The sequence below is a fragment of the Actinophytocola glycyrrhizae genome (assembly GCF_042653545.1).
GTDB classification, from domain to species: domain Bacteria; phylum Actinomycetota; class Actinomycetes; order Mycobacteriales; family Pseudonocardiaceae; genus Actinophytocola; species Actinophytocola glycyrrhizae.
In genome coordinates this window covers 547010-561649 of record NZ_JBHSIS010000006.1, presented here as the reverse complement: position 1 = coordinate 561649, position 14640 = coordinate 547010, and the positions used below count along the sequence as shown (strand labels likewise).

General features: G+C 70.8%; 15 protein-coding genes and 1 tRNA gene. 7 read left to right on the top strand and 9 right to left on the bottom strand.

Going from position 1 to position 14640, the window contains the following annotated elements; translation table 11 throughout:
* Positions 1 to 50: 50 nt before the first annotated feature.
* A complete protein-coding gene (locus ACFPCV_RS13395) occupies positions 51 to 593 on the top strand; it encodes a hemerythrin domain-containing protein (protein WP_378056440.1) in 543 nt (180 codons plus the stop codon).
* A 727-nt stretch (positions 594 to 1320) separates the two neighbouring features.
* Here the strand turns inward: ACFPCV_RS13395 and ACFPCV_RS13390 are convergent.
* The 4 genes from ACFPCV_RS13390 to ACFPCV_RS13375 all read right to left on the bottom strand — a co-directional run bounded on the left by ACFPCV_RS13390 (position 1321) and on the right by ACFPCV_RS13375 (position 4117).
* Positions 1321 to 1707 carry a VOC family protein gene (locus tag ACFPCV_RS13390; RefSeq protein WP_378056439.1) on the bottom strand — a complete coding sequence of 129 codons (387 nt, stop codon included), beginning with the start codon at positions 1705 to 1707 and terminating at the stop codon, positions 1321 to 1323.
* Between the two features lie 124 nt (positions 1708 to 1831).
* On the bottom strand, positions 1832 to 2671 hold the full coding sequence (locus ACFPCV_RS13385) for a COG1361 family protein (RefSeq protein WP_378056438.1): 840 nt from the start codon (positions 2669 to 2671) through the stop codon (positions 1832 to 1834).
* A gap of 401 nt (positions 2672 to 3072) precedes the next feature.
* Positions 3073 to 3146: transfer RNA gene (locus ACFPCV_RS13380), tRNA-Pro, on the bottom strand.
* A gap of 17 nt (positions 3147 to 3163) precedes the next feature.
* Positions 3164 to 4117, bottom strand: a complete 954-nt coding sequence (locus tag ACFPCV_RS13375; RefSeq protein ID WP_378056930.1) for a metallophosphoesterase — start codon at positions 4115 to 4117, stop codon at positions 3164 to 3166.
* A 91-nt stretch (positions 4118 to 4208) separates the two neighbouring features.
* Between ACFPCV_RS13375 and ACFPCV_RS13370 the strand changes: the two genes are divergently transcribed.
* Positions 4209 to 4679, top strand: coding sequence for a GatB/YqeY domain-containing protein (locus ACFPCV_RS13370; RefSeq protein WP_378056437.1), 471 nt, complete (start codon positions 4209 to 4211; stop codon positions 4677 to 4679).
* A gap of 52 nt (positions 4680 to 4731) precedes the next feature.
* On the opposite strand, the gene ACFPCV_RS13365 is transcribed toward ACFPCV_RS13370, so the two are convergent.
* A complete protein-coding gene (locus ACFPCV_RS13365) occupies positions 4732 to 7314 on the bottom strand; it encodes a penicillin-binding protein (protein WP_378056436.1) in 2583 nt (860 codons plus the stop codon).
* A gap of 235 nt (positions 7315 to 7549) precedes the next feature.
* Here ACFPCV_RS13365 and ACFPCV_RS13360 point away from each other — a divergent pair, with 235 nt between their 5' ends.
* Positions 7550 to 7864, top strand: coding sequence for a WhiB family transcriptional regulator (locus tag ACFPCV_RS13360; RefSeq protein WP_378056435.1), 315 nt, complete (start codon positions 7550 to 7552; stop codon positions 7862 to 7864).
* 182 nt (positions 7865 to 8046) lie between these two features.
* Here the strand turns inward: ACFPCV_RS13360 and bagB are convergent, their stop codons facing one another.
* From bagB to ACFPCV_RS13345, 3 genes are read right to left on the bottom strand one after another with little or no spacing between them, the layout of a single operon-like run.
* Entirely contained in the window at positions 8047 to 9183 is a 1137-nt protein-coding gene (bagB, locus tag ACFPCV_RS13355; protein ID WP_378056434.1) for an ATPase BagB, read from the bottom strand.
* Positions 9180 to 10184 carry an ATPase BagA gene (bagA, locus tag ACFPCV_RS13350; protein WP_378056433.1) on the bottom strand — a complete coding sequence of 335 codons (1005 nt, stop codon included), beginning with the start codon at positions 10182 to 10184 and terminating at the stop codon, positions 9180 to 9182. The genes bagB and bagA overlap by 4 nt, the downstream gene beginning before the upstream one ends.
* A 46-nt stretch (positions 10185 to 10230) precedes the next feature.
* Positions 10231 to 10482: a hypothetical protein gene (locus tag ACFPCV_RS13345; RefSeq protein WP_378056432.1), complete on the bottom strand. Its 252-nt coding sequence runs from the start codon at positions 10480 to 10482 to the stop codon at positions 10231 to 10233.
* A 40-nt stretch (positions 10483 to 10522) separates the two neighbouring features.
* On the opposite strand from ACFPCV_RS13345, the gene ACFPCV_RS13340 reads away from it, so the two are divergent.
* The 4 genes from ACFPCV_RS13340 to ACFPCV_RS13325 all read left to right on the top strand — a co-directional run bounded on the left by ACFPCV_RS13340 (position 10523) and on the right by ACFPCV_RS13325 (position 13431).
* Positions 10523 to 10678 (top strand): DUF4177 domain-containing protein, encoded by a 156-nt coding sequence (locus ACFPCV_RS13340; RefSeq protein ID WP_378056431.1) that lies wholly within the window; start codon positions 10523 to 10525, stop codon positions 10676 to 10678.
* Positions 10675 to 11139, top strand: coding sequence for a RidA family protein (locus ACFPCV_RS13335; RefSeq protein ID WP_378056430.1), 465 nt, complete (start codon positions 10675 to 10677; stop codon positions 11137 to 11139). Before ACFPCV_RS13340 ends, ACFPCV_RS13335 begins: the two co-directional genes overlap by 4 nt.
* The gene (locus tag ACFPCV_RS13330; protein WP_378056429.1) at positions 11136 to 11753 is read left to right on the top strand and encodes a hypothetical protein; all 618 of its coding nucleotides are present in this window, start codon (positions 11136 to 11138) and stop codon (positions 11751 to 11753) included. The genes ACFPCV_RS13335 and ACFPCV_RS13330 overlap by 4 nt, the downstream gene beginning before the upstream one ends.
* A gap of 136 nt (positions 11754 to 11889) precedes the next feature.
* Positions 11890 to 13431, top strand: a complete 1542-nt coding sequence (locus tag ACFPCV_RS13325; RefSeq protein WP_378056428.1) for a hypothetical protein — start codon at positions 11890 to 11892, stop codon at positions 13429 to 13431.
* On the opposite strand, the gene ACFPCV_RS13320 is transcribed toward ACFPCV_RS13325, so the two are convergent.
* Entirely contained in the window at positions 13413 to 14312 is a 900-nt protein-coding gene (locus tag ACFPCV_RS13320; RefSeq protein ID WP_378056427.1) for a Gfo/Idh/MocA family protein, read from the bottom strand. The genes ACFPCV_RS13325 and ACFPCV_RS13320 overlap by 19 nt on opposite strands.
* Between the last annotated feature and the right edge of the window lie 328 nt (positions 14313 to 14640).

Below are 14640 nucleotides of genomic sequence, written 5' to 3'. Positions count from 1 at the left end.
GTCCCACAAGGAAAACGTTAACAATGGCCGAAACGGGGTACCCCCCGTACATGGGATACGTCGTGGACCTGCACCGCCCGGTGGCAGGCGATGTCATTGACCTGATCCTGGCCGACCACCGCCTGTTCGAGGACCTGTTGCGCGCCCTGCGGGACGCCGGTGCGGACCGCGACGAGGTCCGCCACGCACTGGCCGCGGTGCTGGTCGCCCACGCGGAGGCCGAGGAGAAGTACGTCTACCCGAAGCTGCGCAAGCGCCGTGCGGTCGGCAAGGAGGAAGCCGAACACAGCGAGGAGGAGCACGCGGAGGCCCACGAGGCCTTGCTGAAGGTGCTGGAGCTGAAGGGCACCGACACCAAGGCCTTCGCCGACGCCGTCGAGGAGCTGTCGGGCACCGTCAACCACCACCTGGCCGAGGAGGAGCTGACCATCCTCAACCCGGCCCGCGACGAGGTGGGCCCCCAGGTCCGCGCGGAACTGGGCCGCGAGTTCCTGGCCGAACGCAACCGCCAGATCGACGCGGACTGCGGCCGGGTGGAGAACGTCCGCCTCCTGGTGAAACGCGCGAAGGAACAGGGACAGCTCGACGACTAGACAATAGATTCCGTGAAGCTCACGTGAAGTGGCTTCGGCGTAGGCACATCCCCTGCGGTCGCCCGAGACGGGGCGGGGCCAATGCCGTGAAAGGCGCGTTCACGGCACAACGGGTGCCGTCAATGCGCCTTTCACAGCACTGCCAACGCCGTCAACGCGCCTTTCACAGCACCAAACCAGGCCGCTACGCGCCCGGGCCCCGCGAAGCGGGGCCCTTGCCCGCCAGACGGGCCCGCAACCCCACGCAACACCGACGGTGGCGCAAGCCCACCCAAAAGGGGCTCCCTGCCATCCCGTCGACCTGGCAGCGCCCGATCACGCCGCGTCAAGGGGGGCCAAACACCCGAATCACAACACGCACGAATCGGCCCCCCTTGGCGCGGTGTGATAGCCCGTAGGGAGGTCGACGGGATGGCAGGCAGACCCGAACCCAACCGCCGCCGAACAGCCCCTCCGCCACCCCGGAGACCTGCCCGTCCGGCGAGGACAAACCCACAAGCCAGCACACCCCGACCGACGAGACCAGCACACGACAACCACCCACTCACACCGACTTCATGGAATCCTTGCGGTTGCGCGGGCTCGGTCCTTCGGGACGGTGGTGAGGTCGTGTTCCTGAGAGCGTCGTTCGGGACACCGGTCCTGCCGTCAACGCGCCATTCACAGCACCGGAGCCAGGACGCTGCGCGTGGCGGGGCCGTACCCCGACGGTGGCGCGATCAGTCGTCTAGAGCACACAGAACTCGTTGCCTTCCGGGTCGGCCATGAGGTAGTGGTCGGGCCGCCCCTCCCACTCACACACCGTCACCACGGTGGCCCCGGCCCGCACGAGCCGTTCGGCGGCGGCGACGGCGCGGGGCCACCGCTCCTCCCACGGCACCGCCCGCCCACCCCCGGCCTGGATGTCCAGGTGAAGCCGGTTCTTGCCGACCTTGCCCTCCGGCACCCGCAGGAAGCTGAGGGAGGGCAGGGCCCCGTCCGGGTCGTGGAGGAACGCCCCGTCGTCGTCGGTATCGAGCGGCTCCCGCGACTCGTACCCGAGGGCGGTGGCCCAGAACCCGGCGACCACAGCGGGCGCCGCACAGTCGATCGTCACACTCCACCGGACAGCCATACCGGCAACGTACAAGCGACCACCGACAAACCCGGCTGGACGGCAGTTGGTGACGGCCGCGTGAGAACGACCAGGCCCCGCCCGCGTCGAAGCGCGGCCGGGGCCTGATCCGGCATCGTCCCCGTCAGCACCGCACGAGCAGCCCAGTCAACGCGGTGCAGGACCGGCGAGCACTGTCGTTACCACCATCAGGGTCGGAAGGCGTGGAGGAAACCCGGGCCACGGAAGCGGAGAAGGAGCCCAGCGTCAACAGCCCGGCGTTGACGGAGAAGGAAGCGGAACCCGTGCCACCGACAGGGACCGAGGAGAAGTCACACACCACGGACCGGCCCCCGTCCCGGACACACCCGCTGCCACCGGCCCAGGCCAACCCGGCGGCGTAGGTCCCGCCGACCCGGACCGGGGAAGCATTGGCAGGCCCATGGTTCGCGACGGACACGGTGTAGGTGACCCGGGAGGTGAGAATCCCCCGAGGCGAGGCATCGAGCGAAACGGCGAGATCAGCGACCTGAGGCGACGGGACAACGGAAACCACCGGCCCGTGCCCAGGCGCGAACGAGTAGTTGGCGCCGACGAGCTGGTGTTCGAGCGGGTAGTCGCCGAGCGCGGCCGACTCGAGCACCCGGAACGTGAAGACCACAGTGGCCTCACCACCGGGAGCGAGATCCCCGACCCCACCGCGGTAACTGGTCGGCGAGTACTCGTAACAAGCCCCGCCATCGCAGGAAACCAGTTCCACCACGGCGGTGATGGGCGCCTCCGCCAGCCGCAACTGCGCGGCAGCGGACTCGATGCCGAACCCGTGCGGATTGAACAATTCGACGGAAACCGTGAAGGTACCCCCGGGCACGACCTCGGCGGCCCCGAGGATCGCGGCACTGGGCTCAGGAGGTGCGGCGACAGCGCTTCCCGGCAACACAAGTCCCGCAAGCACAACAAGCGCCCCGACAAGCCCTGCGCGCATACCCCACCCATTCCCCTCGGCAACACCACAGCGACAGTCGCCCCCTCGTCCACCCCCGTTACGTCACCCCCGAACCACTACTCGAAAGGGTGAACAGCCGAAGTGGACCCCGAACTCCCAAGGACAGACAATGGCGAGCCGCGGCTACGCCCAAGCGCGTTTCGCGCAGGGAAACCTATGAGATATAGGCAGCGCCGTCACCTGCCCCAAACAAAGGCGCCGGGCTCGTGGAGACGTCACACCGAAGCCATGTGGACTGGCGTTCATGTGTGATCGCGAATGGTGCATCCTTGACGTGAGAGTCCTCAGTAGACGGGACCTTCGGCGTCGAGATGCAGGAGCAGTTCGTCAGGCAGAGACAAATCAGGCCCCGTCTACGAGTAGACAGGGCCTGACCACCGTCGGGGTGACAGGATTTGAACCTGCGACCCCTTCGTCCCGAACGAAGTGCGCTACCAAGCTGCGCCACACCCCGGTGGTACGGGAAAGAGTCTAGCCGACGTCCGCACCGGCTCCGAAGCGGGCACTGTCTGTGGCTCCGGCATGCCCGGAACCGCTGGTGGGACGGGGTACGAGCGTCAGAAGTGAGGCCTCCGGCGGGCACGCGAACCGCACCGGGGCGTAGGGCGAGGTACCCAGGCCGGCGGACACGTGGAGCCACGTGTGCGCTCCCCACCGCGACGCTCCGCGGGCGCGGGTCCGGTCGAGTTGGCAGTTGGTGACGATCGCCCCGTAGCCGGGCACGCGGAGCTGGCCGCCGTGGGTGTGACCGGCCATGACCAGGTCGTAGCCGTCGTCGGCGAACGAGTCCAGCACGCGGGGTTCGGGGGAGTGCGTCAGCCCGAGGCGGAGCGTGGCGGTGCGGTCCGGTTTGCCTGCGACGTCCGAGTAGCGGTCGCGGCGGAGGTGGGGGTCGTCGACGCCGGCGACGGCGATGGTCTGGCTTTCGACGGTGAGGAGGCGGCGCACGTGGGTGAGGTCGTGCCAGCCGCGTTCGACGAGGGCCGCGCGCAGGTCCCGCCACGGCAGGGGGATGCCGTGGATGCGTTTCTTGGACTTGGTGAGGTACCGCACCGGGTTCTTGGGGCGGGGCGCGTAGTAGTCGTTGCTGCCGAACACGAACACGCCCGGCACGTCGAGCAGGGGGCCGAGGGCGCGGAGCACGCCGGGGACGGCGTGCTGGTGGGCGAGGTTGTCGCCGGTGTTGACGACCAGGTCCGGTTCGAGGTCGGCGAGCGCGGCGACCCAGCGCTGCTTGGACTTCTGGCCTGGCGTCATGTGCAGGTCCGAGATGTGCAGGACCTTGAGTGGCCGGGCGCCTTCCGCGAGCACGGGCAGGGTGGCCTGCCGCAGCGTCCAGTGCCTGCGTTCGATGCCCGCGGCGTAGGCGACGGTCGCGGTGCCGACCGCTGTCGCGCCCAGTGCCGCCCGGCCGATGTTGCGCACGAAGTTACCCACGTACCCGAGCCTAGATGCGTCCTGCCGCTGATCGGAAACCGCCGTGAGTCAGGTCCCGCTGACCAGTAGTGTTCGCGTCATGGCTGACCTCAAGGCACGGCTGCGGGCTGACCTGGCCGCGGCCATCAAGTCCCGGGAGACGACCCGCATGGCGTCGTTGCGCATGGCGCTCGCGTCGATCACCACCGAGGAGGTGGCCGGGGACGAGGCGCGTGAGCTGTCGGACGCCGAGGTGGAGAAGGTGCTGGCCCGCGAGGTGAAGAAGCGCCGCGAGGCCGCGGAGGCGTTCGCGGGTGCCGGGCGCGCGGAGCAGGCGCAGGCGGAGCGGGACGAGGCCGCGGTGCTGACCGACTACCTGCCCGAGCAGTTGACCGACGACGAGCTGTCCGCGCTGGTCGCGGACGCGGTGACCGAGGTGACCGAGCAGCTCGGGCAGGCACCGGGGCCGCGGCAGATGGGCCAGGTGATGAAGGCCGCGAACGCGAAGGTCGCGGGCCGTGCCGACGGTGGCCGGGTGGCCGGCGCCGTGAAGGCCCGCCTGCAGAGCTGACCGACGAACGAAGCCGGGGCCGAAGCGTTCGCTCGGCCCCGGCTTCTTCACGTCATCCGCCGGGCGGCGGGCCGCCGGGCTGGGTTCCGCCACCGCCGCCGCCGCCACCGCCACCACCGCCACCGGGATTACCGGGGCCGGGGTTGCCGCCGCCGCTGGGCGGTGGCGTGCCGCCGCCACTGGGGGGCGGCGACGGCGGATCGCTCGACGGCGGCGGGTCCTGGGTCTGTGCGGGCGGGACGTAACCGGTGCTCACGTAGATGGTGATGGTGGCGCCGGGGATCGTGGCACCGCGAGGGCTCTGGTTGACGACCGTGCCCTTCGGGTCGGAGCGGTTGGTCCGCTTGACCGTCACCTTGTAGCCGGCGTTCTGGAGCGTCGCGGTCGCGTCGGCCTCGCTGTCGCCGACGACGTTCGGCACGCGGCTCTCCGGGCCGCCGTCGAGGTAACGCGGGTCGCCAGGTGGCAGCGGCGCGGCGGGTGCGTTGCCGAGGATCTGCCCCATCGCCTCGAACCACGTCCTCGCCGGGGCCCGGCCACCGAAGATGGACCCCCTGCCGCACAGGTGCGGCGGCCTGCCGGACTGTGTCGTGTCGCAGATCGGCCTCGGCCGGGGACCGTCGTTGAAGGTCATGGTCGCGGCGGCGAGCTGCGGGGTGGCGCCGACGAACGCGGCCGACTTGTAGTCCTGCGTCGTGCCGGTCTTGCCGATCATCGGGCGGGTCCAGTTGAACGCGCGCGCGGCACCGGCGGAGGTGCCCTCGCCGGTGTCGTCCTTGCTCATGCCCAGCGCGAGCGAGTTCGCGAGCCCCTCGGCGACCGCCTGCTCACACGGCTCCTCGTACTTGGTGATGTCGAGCTTCTTGCCGTTGCGGTCCAGGACCTCCACCAGCGGCGTCGGCGGGCACCACATGCCACCGCTCATGATCGTCGCCGCGACGTTCGCCATTTCCAGCGTGCTCACCGGCGCGGGGGACAGCGTGAACGACGCGCGGCCCGGGTAGCCGCCAGGCTTGGGCCGGAAGTACTCGGTCTGCGTCTGCGTCTCCTCGGCGCGGTCGCCGGACGGGTCCGGGGTCTGACCGCTCATGTTGGTCGCCATGGTCTCCCGCAGGCCGAGCCTGCTGGCCATGTCCACGACCAGGTCCATGCCGATCGCTTCCTCCAGGATCACGAACCCGGTGTTCGGCGAGGTCGCGAGCGCCTCCTGCAGTGTCATCTGCGACGGGTACTTCTCGTTGAAGTTCGACAGGCAGTACTTGCGGTTGTTGCCGTCGTTCGGCGCGTCCGTGCGGGGGCACCGCTCGGCGCCACCGCTGAACACGTTCGACACGTGGTTGTAGGGCGTCTGGATGACGTGGTTGATGCCGCCGCCCTTCTCCAGGTACGCGGCCGCGGTGAAGATCTTGTACGTGGACCCGGCGCCGAACTTGTTCATCACGCCGTACGGGTAGGAGATCGTGGTCTGGCCCGCGTCGCCGTTGAGGCCGTAGTCGCGGTTGGCGACGAGCGCCACCACCTCGTGCCGCTTCTTGCCCGGCCGGACGATCGACATCGTGTTCGCGATGCCCTCGGTGTTCTTCGGCACCTGGTGCTCGACGGCCGCCTTCGCGAGCTGGGTGGCACGCGCGTCGAAGGTGGTCTTGATGGTGTAGCCGCCGGAGTACAGCTGGTCCTCGGAGAACATCCCGATCTTCATCAGGTAGTCCTCGACGTACTGGCAGAAGAAGCCGTACTCGGGGCCCGCGCCGACGCAGTTCGCCGCGGGCTTCTTCGCCCCGTCGGGGTGCACGCCGAGTGGCTCCTTCTTCGCCTTCTCCGCGTCCTCCTCGGACAGCCTGCTCGTCTCGACCATCGTGTCGATCACCCGGTTGCGCCGCTTGAGCGTCTCCTCCGGCCGCCGCCACGGGTGGTACAGGCTCGGGTTGTTGACCATCCCGGCGAGCATCGCGGACTGGCTGACGGTCAGCTTGTCCGGCGTGGTCTGGAAGTAGGCCGCCGCGGCCGCCCCGACGCCGAACACCCGGTCGGTGAACTCGACGACGTTGAGGTAGCCGGTGAGGATCTCCTCCTTGGACATCTTCTGCTCGAGCTGGATCGACAGGCGCGCCTCACGCAGCTTGCGGGTGACGGTCTGCTCCTGCGCCCGCTGCCGCCCGATCTCGTTCTCCGGGTCCTCCTCGGCCCCCACCTGGTCCCGGTAGACGACGTTGATCAGGTAGTTCTTGACGTACTGCTGCGTCAGCGTGGACGCGCCCTGCGTGTCCGACGACGACGAGTTGCTGATGGCGGCGCGGATGGTGCCCTTCCAGTCCACGCCGTGGTGCTCGTAGAACCGGCGGTCCTCGATCGAGATCAGCGCCGCCTTCATGGTTGGCGAGATCTGCTCGGACGTCACCGGCAGCCGGTACTGGCTGTACAGGTAGGCGATGTCCTTGCCCTGTGAGTCCGTGATCCGGGTGATCAGCGGGGGGTCGGTGGTGACCAGGTCCGCGGAGACACTGTCGATCGTGTCGCTCGCGCGGTTGGACGCCACGCCCAGGGCACCGACGACGGGGAAGAGCATCCCGGCCATCAGGACACCGGCCAACAGGCAGAGGCCGAACATCTTCAGCAGACCGTCTCCGACTCGCACGGGGGCCAGGGTACGCGGGATAGGGCGGCCACCCGGTTACCCGACGGAGTTATTGACTTTCTGTAACGGCTGTGCCCCCAGACGTTCTCGTGGGAACCGGCGGGCCTTAGAGTCCGTCAACGTCTCAAACGACATGAGCCGGGCAGGGCGACCACAAACGGTGGCCGGCCGCTGGCGCTCCGGGGCCTAAGGGGGGACCCGGGGTAGGGGTCGAGACGAGGTAGGGGCGGGGGTTATGCAGCAGATGGAAAAGGCGGACTGGCGGGTCAACGCGTCGTGCCGCAACGAGGACCCGGACGGGCTGTTCGTCCGTGGCAAGGAGCAGCGCAAGGCCAAGCTGGTGTGCATCGCGTGCCCGGTGCGCACGGAATGTCTCGCCGAGGCGCTGGACGGCCGCATCGAGTTCGGCGTGTGGGGCGGGATGACCGAGCGTGAGCGCCGCGCTCTGCTCCGTCGCCGCCCGGACGTCACGTCGTGGCAGGAGCTGTTGACCGAGGCCAAACGCCAGCACGTCGACGAGGACGAGGACGAGGACGTCCGCGTCGGCTAGGTCCATGCCCAGGTCCAGTGTCCTGAGCCGAACCGAACGTCAGACTCAGGACACTCGGGCCCTCCGGTGGGATCGTCGTGCGAAGGTCCGAGCCTGGTCAGCGGTTACCTCAGGGGAACGTGACGGCACTGGCCCACCGACCACCTGCGGTCCGGAGATTCGCCGGGTCGGGACCAACACCTTCAAATCCGGGGAGGCGGACCAGCCAGTCGTTCGCCGATCGTGCGCAGCCCGGTGAGGTCGTGCACGTCCGAGGGCATGGCGGGCACGCTGACCGCGGGCACGCTCGGGTGCGCCTTCGTGAACCTGGCCAGCAGCCGGCGTTCGCGCATCCGCACGGCCACCCGATCCGCGTGCAGGCGCAGCACGGCGGCCGCGAGGCGGGACTCGCCCTTCGCGTCGAGCCCGTCCGCGGCGGCGATCGCCTTCGTGGCGGACAGCTCGGCCAGCACCGGGTGCGTCCGGTTGATCACCAGCCCGGCGAGCGGCATCGACTCGGCCGCCAGCCGCTCGACGAAGTAGCTCGCCTCCCGCAGCGCGTCCGGCTCCGGCGAGGCCACCACCACGAACGACGTGCCGGAGGAGCGCAGCAGCTCGTAGGTCTTGCGGGCCCGCTGCTTGAAGCCGCCGAACATCGAGTCGAAGGCCTGCACGAACGCGGACGCGTCGGCGAGCAGCTGCCCGCCCACGATGGTCGACACGGCCTTCGCGAACAGCATCACCCCGGCGCCGACGACCTTGCGGATGCCCCAGCCGCCGCCGCGCGCGGGCCCGGACAGCAGGCGGATCATCCGGCCGTCCAGCGCGGTCGACATGCGCTGCGGCGCGTCGAGGAAGTCCAGCGCCGACCGGCTCGGCGGGGTGTCCACGACGATCAGGTCCCACCGGCCCTCAGCGGCGAGCTGACCGAGCTTCTCCATCGCCATGTACTCCTGCGTGCCGGAGAACGACGACGAGATCGTCTTGTAGAACGGGTTGGCGAGCACCTCCTGCGCCCGCTTCTCACCCGCGTGCGCCAGCACCATGTCGTCGAACGTGCGGCGCATGTCGAGCATCATCGCCGAGAGCTGGCCGTCCGGCTCGAACCCGTCGACCTCGACGTCCTTCGGGGTGTTGCCCAGCTCGCGCAGCCCGAGCGCCTGCGCGAGGCGGCGCGCCGGGTCGATGGTCAGCACCACGGTCTTGCGGCCGCGCTCGGCGGCGCGCACCGCGATCGCCGCGGCCGTGGTGGTCTTGCCGACGCCACCGGACCCGCAGCACACGATCACCCGGATGTCCGGGTTGTCGATCAGCGTGTCGACGTCGAGCGCGCCGGTCATCGCACCCCCTGCTCGACCATGGCCTCGGCCAGCTCGTACAGGGCCGCGGTGTCGATGCCCTCGTTGACGTCGGGCAGCTCGACCGCGGGCAGGTCCACCTCCGCGAGCTGCTCGCGGGCGTTCTGCTCGGCCAGCACCCGGACCGCGTGCTCGACGGTCTCCTCGACCAGGCCGTCCAGGTCCTCCTCGGACAGGTCCAGCCCGGCGGAGGCGAGCCCGTTGCGGACCCGGGAGGCGTCGACGCGGCCACCGGCGGCCGGGGTCACCGACCGGGTGGGCAGGCGGGGCGGGCGCACCCGGTTGAGGAACACCACGCCCGGCCGCAGGTCCGCGCCGTCCAGCTCGGTGACCGCCTCGATGGTCTCGCGGACCGGCATCTCCTCGAGCAGCGTCACCAGGTGCACCGCGGTGTCGCCGGAGTGCAGCAGCCGGACCACGCCCTCGCTCTGGCCCTTGATCGGGCCGACCTTCGCCAGGTCGGCCATGGCCTTGGTGACGTCGAGGAACTTCACGATCCGGCCGGTCGGCGGCGCGTCCAGCACCACCGCGTCGTACCTGTGCCTGCCGTTCTCCTCGGTGCGCCCGACGGTCTCCTTGACCTTGCCGGTCAGCAGCACGTCCCGCAGGCCGGGCGCGAGGGTGGTGGCGAACTCGATCGCACCCATCCTGCGCAGCGTCCGGCCCGCGAAGCCCAGGTTGTAGAACATCGCGAAGTACTCGAGCAGCGCCTCTTCCACGTCCACGTGCAGTGCGCGGACCTCGCCGCCACCCGGCGCGGACGCGATCCTGCGCTCCTCGTAGGGCAGCGGATTCGTGTCGAAGAGCTGCGCGATGCCCTGGCGGCCCTCGACCTCGATCAGCAGGACCCGGCGCCCGCCCGTGGCCAGCGCGAGCGCGAGCGCGGCGGCCACGGTGGTCTTGCCGGTTCCGCCCTTGCCGGTGACCACGTGCAGGCGCGCCCGCGCGACCTGGTCGGTCCATCCGACGACGGGAGTGCTCACGTTTTCAGAGTAAGTGGACCGGTGCGGGCCGCGCTCACGAACCGGGTCAACTAGCGAGCATCATCACGGTCACGGTGCCGCCGATCACGACCACGACACCCCACGCGAGGCCCGCGGGCAGCACCAGCAGCACGAGCCCGACCAGGATCACCAGGACCACGAACGAGATCGCCCCGGCCACCGCGACGTCCCCGCCGGTCGAGCCCCGGCGTTCGCGCACCTTCGCCATCGTGAGCAGCATCAGCACGATGCCCGCCATCGCCAGCAGTGCCCCCGCCAGCAGCCGCCAACCCTCCACGCGGCACACGGTACCGGGACGGCGGCTAGAGTCGCGGACCATGACCAAGTGGGAGTACGCCACGGTGCCGCTGCTGATCCACGCGACCAAGCAGATCCTCGACCAGTGGGGCGAGGACGGCTGGGAGCTCGTCACGGTGCTGCCGGGGCCGACCGGTGAGCAGATGGTCGCCTACCTGAAGCGGCCGAAGCCGTGACCTGGGCGGACCGGCTCGCGGAGCTGGGCGTCGAGCTGCCGTCGGTGCCCGCGCCCGCGGGCGCGTACGTGCCCGCCGTCCGGTCCGGCGACCTGGTCTTCACGGCCGGGCAGGTGCCGTTCGTGGACGGCAGGATCGCCGCGACCGGCAAGGTCGGCCGCGAGATCAGCCCGGAGGAGGCCAAGGCGCACGCCCGCACCTGCGCGCTGAACGCGCTGGCCGCCGTGCACGACCTGGTCGGCATCGACAACGTGGTCCGCGTCGTCAAGGTCGTCGGGTTCGTCGCGTCCGCGGAGGGCTTCACCGGCCAGCCAGCGGTGATCAACGGCGCGTCCGAGCTGCTCGGTGAGGTGTTCGGCGACGCGGGGCAGCACGCCCGGTCCGCGGTCGGGGTCGCCGAGTTGCCGCTGGGCGTGCCGGTCGAGGTCGAACTGACCGTCGAGGTGCGGGAGGGCGCATGACCGAGATCGACGACCGGAACGACGCGTGCCACGAGCTGCTGCTCCGGCTCGCGGGACGGCTGCCCGACCGGCAGCTGTGGCGGCTGCGTGACTGGCTCGCGGGCGGCGCCATCGACGCGCTGGCCCGTGCGCTGCCGCTGACGTTGCTCAGAGAACGGGTCGCGATCACAGCCCGTGAATCGATGCTGCTCAACGCGGCGCTGCTCGACTCGGGAGCGGACGCCGGACGGCTGCACGCGGTGCCCTGGGTGGACCAAATCGACGAAGTCGACTACACATTCACTTCGGAGTCGCCCGAACGGGTGAACTCGGGTGACTCCGAAGCAGTAGTGCTCGGGGCGGTCCTCCACGGTCGTCCCGAGTTGGTCGACGTGCGTGGGAGCTGGCGACGACACCGGTCCGGGGTGGGGCAGGCCACCAGGATCGTGCTCGTCACGGCATCGACGGGCTGCGCTCGGTTGACCGGGGAGCTGCAGCGCGTGCTGCGTGCTCTTGGTACGCACGAGCCTGGCGTCGAGGTCATGCCGGAAGGCATCGATCTCCCGCCCTACCACCGTGCGGCACTGGCGGCTTCCGAGCCGTTGCTGCCCGGAGTGCTCGTGCACCAGGGGTGATCCTGCTCCCCAGCACAAGCCGTCGATGCCGACGAGAGCTGGGAAGGAGCCGACCGTGACACAGGTCGCGCGGGGGGTAGGAGCGGGTGGCGCGAACCGTCCGGGTATCGCGTTGCCCATCCGAATACATGATCTGTTGCTGACGCTCGCAGGGCGGCTCGACGACGACGCGCTGGGGGACGCACGCCAGATGCTGGCGTCCGCCGAGCTGGACCGGTCGCTCGAGTTCGTCGCCGGGTGCCTCGCGGCCGGCCGGGTCGTGCTGACCAGGGACCAGCACAACGAGCTGGAGTCGCTGTTCGCCGACATGTACCTCGACCCGACGGTCATCGACCGCGTGATGGTCACCGATCGCGTCGAGGCGGGCAGGCACCGGTTCGCGTTCGGTTCGGTCGACGGCCGCGAGCCGGACCGGGGCGTCGCCGACGCGGTGCGCCCGGTGCTCGGCGTGCTGCCGGACGTGCGGTCCATGTGGTGCGTGTGGCGCCTGACCCCGGCAGGCCCGGCGTCCGGCCCGGTCCCGCACCTGCTGGTGCTGGTGGGCATCGGTCCCGGCGGGTTCCCGCCCGCGACCGCCTACCGCGTCGAGGAGGCGCTGCGGCGCGCCGGTATCCGCGCGTCGGTCGAGGTGCTGATGGACGGCGTCGAGCCGGGCGAGTACCACCGCGAGGCGATGCGGAGTGCGCGCCAGGTCCCTTTTGACGGTCACGGCTCCAGCAGACCGCGGGTGGAGCCGGCGTACGAAGCGCCGCGGATCGAGTCGGCCAGAGCCAGGGTCGAACCGGCCAGGGTCGAGCCGCCGAGGATGTCGGCGGTGCCCGAGTCCCCGAGGATCGAGTCGGCCCGCGTCGAACCGCCGCGGCTGACGACCGCACCGGAACCGCCGAGGATGCCCGAGCCCGAGCCCGAGCCGCTCCCGGAACCGGTCCCCGAGCCGCCGCGGCTGTCCGCGGTCCAGCCGGAACCGCCCCGCGTGGCCGCCGTGCCGCTGGAGCGTCCGCGCATGGACCCGCCTGCCGTGGACGCGCCGAGGATCGACTCGCTGCCGGTGCGCAAGGACCCGCCGTTCGGCGACCAGTTCGGCGACCAGCCGGTGTTCACCGAGCCGCAGCAGGAAGGCCCCAGGGTCGACCCGCCGACGATGATGACCCCGGCGGCGGGTGGCCTGGAGGACGGCGAGCCACCCCGCGCCGACGCGTTCGAGCCGCCGCAGGCCCAGCAGCAGTTCGCGCAGGAACGGCTGCCTGAGGAGCCGCAGGCGGCGCCCGACCTGCCGCCCTCCGCGCTGCGCGAGGAGACCCGCACGGACTCCCAGCCGTCGCCGAGCCCGCGCCGCAGGGCCGAGCCGCCCAAGGACGAGCAGCCCCCGCAGGAGCCGCCGTCCCGCCCGCGGCTGGCACCGGCGGGTGGGGGTGTCGACAAGCACTCACAGGCGTTCGTCGACGACATCCTCAACACGCAGGAGCGCAACCTCCTGCGTGAACTGCAGGACGAGCTGGCGAGGCGCGAGCAGCAGGAGCCGCAGAGCACCGGCTCGTGGAAAGTCGACCGGTCCGGTCGGCACGGCAAGCCCGCCACGGCGGGCCCGTTCGAACACCCGAACCAGACCACCGGCCCGATGATCATCAACGGGGTGCCGCCGCACGCGGACAACCGGGGTTACCCGCCCGTCAACTGATCGGTGACACGGCCGAGCAGCCGCTGAAGGTGCAGCCCCCGCCGCACGTCCAGCGGATGCTCGGCCGTTTCGCGCTCGACGAGCCGGACGAAGTCGTCGAGCAGCACCGCGTACCGCGTGGTCGCGTCCCCACTGGCGTCGAACGCGAGGAACCCGTGCGGCCCGTGCACGGCGAAGTCGGTGACCGCGGGCTGGGCTGGCGTGTGCATGGACAACGTCGCGGTGCTCAGGCGCCCGTTCTCGTGACCGAGCATGACGTGCCAGACCCCGCGATCGAGCCGGGCCTGTTCGACACCGGTGACGGGGCCGAGCGCGGCGTCGAGCAGATCGAACACGTGCGGCCCGATGTCGGCCAGCGCACCGCCGTCATGCCGCCACCGCGACTGGTCGTACCCGATGTCCAGCAGGGTGCCGGAGAACCAGCGGGCGAGCCCGCCGTCCCACTCACCGACCCTGGCGACCTCGTCCAGCCACCGCCGGGTGCCGAGGTCGTACCGGAAGGTGAGCACCATGATCGTGGTGACCCCGGCGTCCGAGACGGCGCCGGCCAGCCGCTCGGCGTCGTCGACGGAGGGCGCGACCGGCTTCTCGAGCACAAGGTGCTTGCCCGCGGCGGCCGCCCGGGCGGCCAGGGGCGCCTGCACGGCGGGCGGCACCGCGAACGCGACCGCGTCGACGTGCCGGAGGAACTCGTCGAAGTCCGCGAAGGGCGTCGCGCCCCCGATCGCCGCGACGTCGGCCGCCGCCTCGGGCCGACGAGCCCAGGTCGCGACCAACTGCGTGCGTGGGTGGGCCACGATCCCGGGCCCATGCACCTTGTGAGCCCACGGCCCAGCCCCGACAAGCCCCATCCGCAGCACGTCTCCAGTCATGGCCCCCATCCTGCCGCGTCCACCCCCGGCGCCGAGCCCGGCCGCCCCCGGGTGCCTTGCCGCCGCCGAAGCGCTGGGTTCGGCGCGGCGGACGGTCGCCGGATCGACAGGCGGCCTGCTCCGTCCCATTGCGACGCTGAGGTCGGAGCCGCTGCGCCGGTTCGGCCTCCGGCCCCCGATGCCACGCTACCGTGGAGCACCGACATTCCCTTGCCGCGCAAGGAAGTTGTCCACAGGGGCCGTCTCCGTGCCGGGTTGTCCACAGGCTCGGTCTTCGAGGCCCGGTTCTGTCGGTGGTTGCCGCTACGCTGGATTTCGGGGGGCCGGAGGCCGCCCT

What these genes read in the sequence shown, in the direction of transcription:
- ACFPCV_RS13340 (WP_378056431.1), top strand. Translation starts at nt 10,523, where the DNA reads ATGACCAAGTGGGAGTACGCCACGGTGCCGCTGCTGATCCACGCGACC.
- ACFPCV_RS13360 (WP_378056435.1), top strand. Translation starts at nt 7,550, where the DNA reads ATGCAGCAGATGGAAAAGGCGGACTGGCGGGTCAACGCGTCGTGCCGC.
- bagB (WP_378056434.1), bottom strand. Translation starts at nt 9,183, where the DNA reads ATGACCGGCGCGCTCGACGTCGACACGCTGATCGACAACCCGGACATC.
- ACFPCV_RS13320 (WP_378056427.1), bottom strand. Translation starts at nt 14,312, where the DNA reads ATGGGGGCCATGACTGGAGACGTGCTGCGGATGGGGCTTGTCGGGGCT.
- ACFPCV_RS13395 (WP_378056440.1), top strand. Translation starts at nt 51, where the DNA reads ATGGGATACGTCGTGGACCTGCACCGCCCGGTGGCAGGCGATGTCATT.
- ACFPCV_RS13330 (WP_378056429.1), top strand. Translation starts at nt 11,136, where the DNA reads ATGACCGAGATCGACGACCGGAACGACGCGTGCCACGAGCTGCTGCTC.
- ACFPCV_RS13370 (WP_378056437.1), top strand. Translation starts at nt 4,209, where the DNA reads ATGGCTGACCTCAAGGCACGGCTGCGGGCTGACCTGGCCGCGGCCATC.
- ACFPCV_RS13385 (WP_378056438.1), bottom strand. Translation starts at nt 2,671, where the DNA reads ATGCGCGCAGGGCTTGTCGGGGCGCTTGTTGTGCTTGCGGGACTTGTG.
- ACFPCV_RS13390 (WP_378056439.1), bottom strand. Translation starts at nt 1,707, where the DNA reads ATGGCTGTCCGGTGGAGTGTGACGATCGACTGTGCGGCGCCCGCTGTG.